The following is a 6,250-nucleotide window of genomic DNA, read 5'->3' on the forward strand; positions in this document are numbered from 1 at the left end:
AGAGATGATTTTAATGATTGACAATTATGATTCATTTACGTACAACTTGGTTCAATATTTGGGTGAGCTCGGGGAGGAACTGATCGTCAGACGGAATGACGAGATTACGATTGAGCAGATAGAAGAGCTGGGTCCGGACTTCTTAATGATTTCACCCGGGCCGTGCAGTCCTGATGAAGCGGGGATCAGCCTCGAAGCCATCAAACATTTTGCCGGCAGTATTCCTATTTTCGGCGTATGTCTCGGGCATCAGTCGATTGCGCAAGTATTCGGCGGCGATGTCGTCAGAGCAGAGCGGCTCATGCACGGCAAAACGTCAGAAGTTATGCATGACGGACAGACGATTTTTAAAGGCCTGCAAAATCCGCTGGTCGCCACCCGGTACCATTCACTTATTGTCAAAGCGGACACGCTGCCGGATTGTTTTACGGTATCCGCTCAAACCAAAGAAGGAGAAATTATGGCAATCCGCCATAATGAGCTGCCTGTTGAAGGTGTTCAGTTCCATCCGGAATCCATCATGACCTCCTTCGGCAAAGAGATGCTCAGAAACTTTATAGAGACACACCGCAAAAAGGAAGTAACGGTGTGATTATATATTTGAATGGTCAATATATAGAGGAGAAAGAAGCGGCGCTTTCTCCTTTTGACCATGGTTATCTGTACGGGATCGGCGCGTTCGAGACGTTCAGGCTTTACAGCGGCCGGCCGTTTCTGCCGGATGCGCATGTCGCCAGGCTCAACAGGGCGCTTCGGGATCTGCAGATTGCATATGAGGTGAACAAACAGGAGCTGCTTGATATGCTTCTGAGACTGTTGCTCCTCAATGACATCAAGGACGGCAGCGCGCGTGTCCGGCTTAACATCTCGGCAGGCGTCAGCGATAAGGGATTTGCCGCGCAGACTTATGAAAAGCCGACCGTCCTTTGTTTCGTCAACCGGCTCAATCCGGAAACTCTGCCTGTTCAAAAAGAAGGCAGGCTTCTCTCTGTCCGGAGAAACACGCCTGAAGGATCTTTTCGGTTAAAATCCCATCACTATTTAAACAACATGTATGCTAAACGGGAGATCGGGAATGACCCCAATCTTGAAGGCATTTTCCTGACCGGTGAAGGAGATGTCGCGGAAGGCATTGTCTCCAACGTGTTTTGGCGAAAAGGAGACAAGGTCTTTACGCCATCTTTGGATACGGGAATTCTCGACGGCGTAACGAGACAGTTTGTCATTGATGAATTGAAACGGCAGGGGACAGAAGTCACCGAAGGCCGATTCCGTTTTCAATCAATGCTTGAAGCGGATGAAGCATGGATGACAAACTCCGTGCTTGAAATCATCCCGTTTTCTAAAATAGAGGAAGTGCCGCTGCCCGGAATGAGCGGAAAAACGGTGCAATTGCTCCGTAAGCAGTATCAGCAGGAAATAAACAAAATGAATGTACAGGAGGAGGAACAAAATGGCGCAGCAAACAATTGAACAGCCTAAACTGATTCATACAAAAAAAGGCGCTCTGTCCTATAAAGAGAAGACGCTCGTTATGGGGATATTAAATGTAACGCCAGACTCCTTCTCTGACGGCGGTAAATACGACAGTACGGAAAGGGCGCTTCTGCGTGCGGTGAAGATGGCTGAAGAAGGGGCGCATATTATAGATATCGGCGGCGAATCGACAAGGCCCGGCGCATCACTCGTGTCGGCTGATGAGGAAATGTCACGAGTCATCCCCGTCATAGAACGGATTACAAGCGAGCTGGACATTCCGCTTTCAATCGATACGTACAAAGCGTCCGTGGCAGACGAAGCGGTCAAAGCGGGAGCCTCTATCCTTAATGACATCTGGGGGGCGAAAGGTGACCCTGACATGGCGTCAGTAGCCGCCGCACACGGGGTTCCGATTATCTTAATGCATAATCGCACGGAAAGAAACTACAACGATCTTATTCCTGATATGCTTGCAGACCTGATGGAAAGCGTAAAAATTGCCGCAGAAGCCGGCGTCACAGATGAAAACATGATTCTGGATCCGGGGATCGGCTTTGCGAAAAACTATGAGGACAATCTGGCTGTCATGAACAAGCTGGAGGTGTTCAGCGGGTTAGGTTATCCGCTGCTCCTGGCGACATCGAGAAAAAGGTTCATCGGCCGTGTACTTGACCTTCCCCCTGAAGAACGTGCTGAGGGAACGGGAGCGACAGTATGCCTTGGCGTCCAGAAAGGCTGCGACATTGTGAGGGTGCACGATGTCAAAGAGATCGCAAGAATGACTAAGATGATGGATGCTATGTTGAACAAAGGAGGCGCACATTATGGATAAAGTATATGTGGAAGGTATGGAGTTTTACGGATATCACGGCGTGTTCGAAGAAGAAAACAAACTCGGCCAGCGCTTCAAAGTAGACCTGACTGCCGAACTGGATTTGAGCAAAGCGGGAAAAACGGATGACCTTTCTTATACCATTAACTATGCGGAATTGTACAGTGTCTGCCGCGGCATCGTTGAGGGCGAGCCCGTTAATTTGGTCGAGACCCTTGCGGAACGGATCGCAGACACCGTCCTTAAGAAATTTGAGCCGGTGCAGCAATGTACGGTAAAGGTTGTTAAGCCTGACCCGCCGATTCCCGGCCATTATAAATCAGTAGCTATAGAAATGACGAGAAAGAAATCATGAACAATACGGCATATATCGGCCTCGGTTCCAATATGGGCGACCGTGAACATTATTTGCGTCAGGCAGTGGCCATGCTCAGCCGGCATCATGGCGTGACGGTGTCAAAGGTGTCCTCCATATATGAAACAGATCCCGTCGGCTATGAGGATCAAGATCAGTTTCTCAATATGGCGGTTGAAGTGAAAACGTCGTTATCTCCTTTTGAACTTCTTGATGTAACGCAGAGCATTGAAGCTGAATTAGGCAGAACGAGAGAGATTCGCTGGGGACCGCGGACGGCAGACCTTGACATTTTGCTGTATAATCGTGAAAATATTGAAACAGAGCGGCTGATTGTTCCGCATCCGAGAATGTATGAGCGCTTATTTGTCCTTGCGCCGTTAAAAGAAATATGTCCGCAGGCGGATCATATCACGATAAGCGCTGAAACAAACCAAGAAGGTGTAAGAGTATGGAAGCAGAAATCTGGGGTAGGCGAATTCGTGCATTCAGAAAGCTGAAAGGTTATACTCAAGAAGGATTTGCAAAAGCATTAGGTATATCAGTTTCTATTGTCGGTGAAATTGAACGCGGAAACCGATTGCCGTCAGATGCCATCATTCAAGATGCGGCAGATGTTTTAAATATAAGTGCGGACGAATTGGCCCCGCCTGAAAAATAGACAAATGAAAGGAGGGGAAAAATGTTTAAAATCGGTGATATTCAATTGAAAAACCGGGTTGTGCTTGCCCCTATGGCCGGTGTCTGCAACTCAGCGTTCAGATTGACTGTAAAGGAATTCGGAGCCGGATTGGTATGCGCTGAAATGGTCAGTGACAAAGCGATTCTTTACAACAACGCAAGAACAATGGGGATGCTTTACATTGATGAACGTGAAAAACCGCTCAGCCTTCAGATTTTTGGAGGGAAAAAGGAAACCCTTGTGGAAGCGGCGAAGTTTGTAGATCAAAACACGACTGCTGATATTATTGATATTAACATGGGATGTCCTGTACCCAAGATTACAAAATGTGATGCGGGCGCCAAATGGCTTCTCGATCCTGATAAGATTTATGAAATGGTATCCGCAGTAGTAGATGCTGTTGATAAGCCGGTTACAGTGAAGATGAGAATGGGTTGGGATGAAGAGCACATCTATGCGGTGAAAAATGCCCAAGCCGTTGAACGTGCCGGCGGAAAAGCCGTTGCCCTGCACGGCCGCACAAGAGTGCAAATGTATGAAGGCACTGCGAACTGGGATATCATTAAAGAAGTGAAGCAATCCGTCTCCATTCCCGTCATCGGAAACGGTGATGTCAAAACGCCTCAGGACGCGAAACGTATGCTTGAGGAAACAGGAGTTGACGGCGTCATGATCGGCCGGGCCGCACTCGGCAACCCGTGGATGATTTACCGTACGGTGCACTACCTTGAAACCGGTGAGTTAAAAGACGAACCGAAAGTCCGTGAAAAAATGTCGGTATGCAAACTGCACTTAGACCGCCTGATTAAGTTAAAAGGCGAAAATGTGGCAGTCAGAGAAATGAGAAAACACGCTGCCTGGTACCTGAAAGGTGTCAGAGGCAATGCGAATGTACGCAACGAAATCAACCAATGTGAGACGCGTGAAGAAGTTGTGCAGCTTTTAGATGCATTTACCGCCGAAGCAGAGGCAAAAGAGCTTCAAGATGCAAAAGTAGGTTAATATACACCCTCTATTGCTGCTCACTGCCAGCTTACCGCTGGCAGTTTTTCTGCTTTTTCGTGAAATCAAAATGTAACGGAGTGATACCAATGAGTCAAGAAGAGCAAAATCATGAGGAATTGAACGACCAGCTGCAAGTCAGACGAGATAAAATGAACCAGCTGAGAGAAAACGGCATTGACCCTTTCGGCGAACGTTTCGAGAGAACGCATCAATCTCAACAGATCATTGACGCCTACCAGGAGCTTTCTAAAGAAGAACTGGAAGAAAAAGCGATCGAAGTGACCATTGCAGGCCGTATGATGACAAAGCGCGGAAAAGGGAAAGCCGGCTTTGCGCATCTGCAGGACTTAGAAGGTCAAATTCAAATTTACGTAAGAAAAGACAGTGTCGGCGAAGAACAATATGAAATCTTTAAATCTTCAGACCTCGGAGACGTTATCGGCATCACGGGGAAAGTTTTCAAAACAAACGTAGGCGAGCTTTCTGTCAAAGCGACATCTTTTGAACTGCTGACAAAAGCACTGCGTCCTCTTCCTGATAAATATCATGGGTTAAAAGATGTTGAACAGCGTTACCGCCAGCGCTATCTCGATCTCATCGTAAACCCTGACAGCAAACAAACGTTTATCACACGCAGCAAAATCATCCAAGCGATGAGAAGATACTTAGATGACCATGGATACTTAGAAGTTGAAACACCTACGATGCACAGCATACCGGGAGGAGCGTCTGCACGCCCGTTCATCACGCACCATAACGCGCTCGATATGCCTCTTTATATGCGTATTGCGATTGAACTGCACCTGAAACGCCTGATTGTCGGCGGATTGGAAAAAGTCTACGAAATCGGCCGTGTGTTCCGTAATGAAGGTGTTTCTACACGCCATAACCCTGAATTCACGATGATCGAGCTGTATGAAGCGTACGCCGATTATAAAGATATTATGAGTCTTACGGAAAACCTCGTAGCACATATTGCGCAGGAAGTGCTTGGAAGCACCACAATCCAGTACGGAGAAGAGCAGATTGATCTGAAACCTGAATGGAAACGACTCCACATGGTAGATGCGGTCAAAGAAGCGACAGGCGTAGATTTCTGGAATGAGATGACTGTTGAAGAAGCGCGCGGTCATGCAAAAGAGCATGGTATCGAGATCACAAACTCAATGACGGTGGGTCATATCATCAATGAATTCTTCGAACAAAAAATTGAAGAAACACTCATTCAGCCTACATTTATTTACGGCCACCCTGTAGAGATTTCTCCTCTTGCTAAGAAAAATCCGGAGGACCCTCGCTTTACAGACCGTTTTGAGCTGTTTATCGTCGGCCGTGAGCATGCTAATGCGTTTACGGAGCTGAATGACCCTATTGACCAGAGGGAACGCTTTGAAGCGCAATTAAAAGAAAGAGAAGAAGGAAACGATGAAGCGCATATGATGGATGAAGACTTCGTTGAAGCTCTTGAATACGGCATGCCGCCGACCGGGGGATTGGGTATCGGTATCGACCGCCTTGTCATGCTGTTAACAAATGCTCCGTCTATCAGAGACGTTTTATTATTCCCTCAAATGAGACAACGTTAATAAAAGGGCAGGCGCCGTTTCTGCTTATCGCAGTACGGCGCTTTTTTAGAAACAAGCCGCTCGTAAAACTTTTTTGATTTTCTTTTAAAAAACTATTGCACTATTATTTGTGAGGTGGTATATTATTATTCGTTGCCGCTAAACAAGGCGCTGACGAAAAAAAGAAATTCAAAAAGTTGTTGACTTCAAGAGATTGATAAGATATAATAATAAAGTCGCTTGAACGAAAGACAAAATGATCTTTGAAAACTAAACAAGACAAAACGTACCTGTTAATTCAAAGTTTTAAATAAATCGCACAGCGATGTGCG

Annotated in this window: 8 protein-coding genes; all 8 read left to right on the forward strand. The window is 46.7% G+C overall.

The annotated features are described in order from the left end of the window. Positions 1–4: 4 nt before the first annotated feature. The 8 genes from pabA to lysS all read left to right on the forward strand — a co-directional run bounded on the left by pabA (position 5) and on the right by lysS (position 5,939). Entirely contained in the window at positions 5–592 is a 588-nt protein-coding gene (pabA, locus tag G9F75_RS19190; protein WP_007409944.1) for an aminodeoxychorismate/anthranilate synthase component II, read from the forward strand. Beyond that, complete coding sequence (gene pabC / locus G9F75_RS19195) at positions 589–1,473, forward strand: aminodeoxychorismate lyase (protein ID WP_017419483.1); 885 nt, start codon at positions 589–591, stop codon at positions 1,471–1,473. Before pabA ends, pabC begins: the two co-directional genes overlap by 4 nt. Then, positions 1,454–2,311 carry a dihydropteroate synthase gene (gene folP / locus G9F75_RS19200; RefSeq protein WP_017419482.1) on the forward strand — a complete coding sequence of 286 codons (858 nt, stop codon included), beginning with the start codon at positions 1,454–1,456 and terminating at the stop codon, positions 2,309–2,311. The genes pabC and folP overlap by 20 nt, the downstream gene beginning before the upstream one ends. Then, the gene (folB, locus tag G9F75_RS19205) at positions 2,304–2,666 is read left to right on the forward strand and encodes a dihydroneopterin aldolase (RefSeq protein WP_022552479.1); all 363 of its coding nucleotides are present in this window, start codon (positions 2,304–2,306) and stop codon (positions 2,664–2,666) included. The genes folP and folB overlap by 8 nt, the downstream gene beginning before the upstream one ends. After that, on the forward strand, positions 2,663–3,166 hold the full coding sequence (folK, locus tag G9F75_RS19210) for a 2-amino-4-hydroxy-6-hydroxymethyldihydropteridine diphosphokinase (RefSeq protein WP_007409947.1): 504 nt from the start codon (positions 2,663–2,665) through the stop codon (positions 3,164–3,166). The genes folB and folK overlap by 4 nt, the downstream gene beginning before the upstream one ends. Next, positions 3,118–3,327, forward strand: coding sequence for a helix-turn-helix domain-containing protein (locus G9F75_RS19215; protein WP_003150668.1), 210 nt, complete (start codon positions 3,118–3,120; stop codon positions 3,325–3,327). The genes folK and G9F75_RS19215 overlap by 49 nt, the downstream gene beginning before the upstream one ends. Before the next feature lie 21 nt (positions 3,328–3,348). Further along, on the forward strand, positions 3,349–4,350 hold the full coding sequence (dusB, locus tag G9F75_RS19220) for a tRNA dihydrouridine synthase DusB (RefSeq protein ID WP_007409948.1): 1,002 nt from the start codon (positions 3,349–3,351) through the stop codon (positions 4,348–4,350). Positions 4,351–4,439: 89 nt separating this feature from the next. Then, positions 4,440–5,939: a lysine--tRNA ligase gene (gene lysS, locus G9F75_RS19225; protein WP_014416740.1), complete on the forward strand. Its 1,500-nt coding sequence runs from the start codon at positions 4,440–4,442 to the stop codon at positions 5,937–5,939. Positions 5,940–6,250: the final 311 nt, after the last annotated feature.

Origin of the sequence: Bacillus sp. EKM208B (genome assembly GCF_011800725.1) — a bacterium.
Taxonomy (GTDB): Bacteria; Bacillota; Bacilli; order Bacillales; family Bacillaceae; genus Bacillus; species Bacillus velezensis.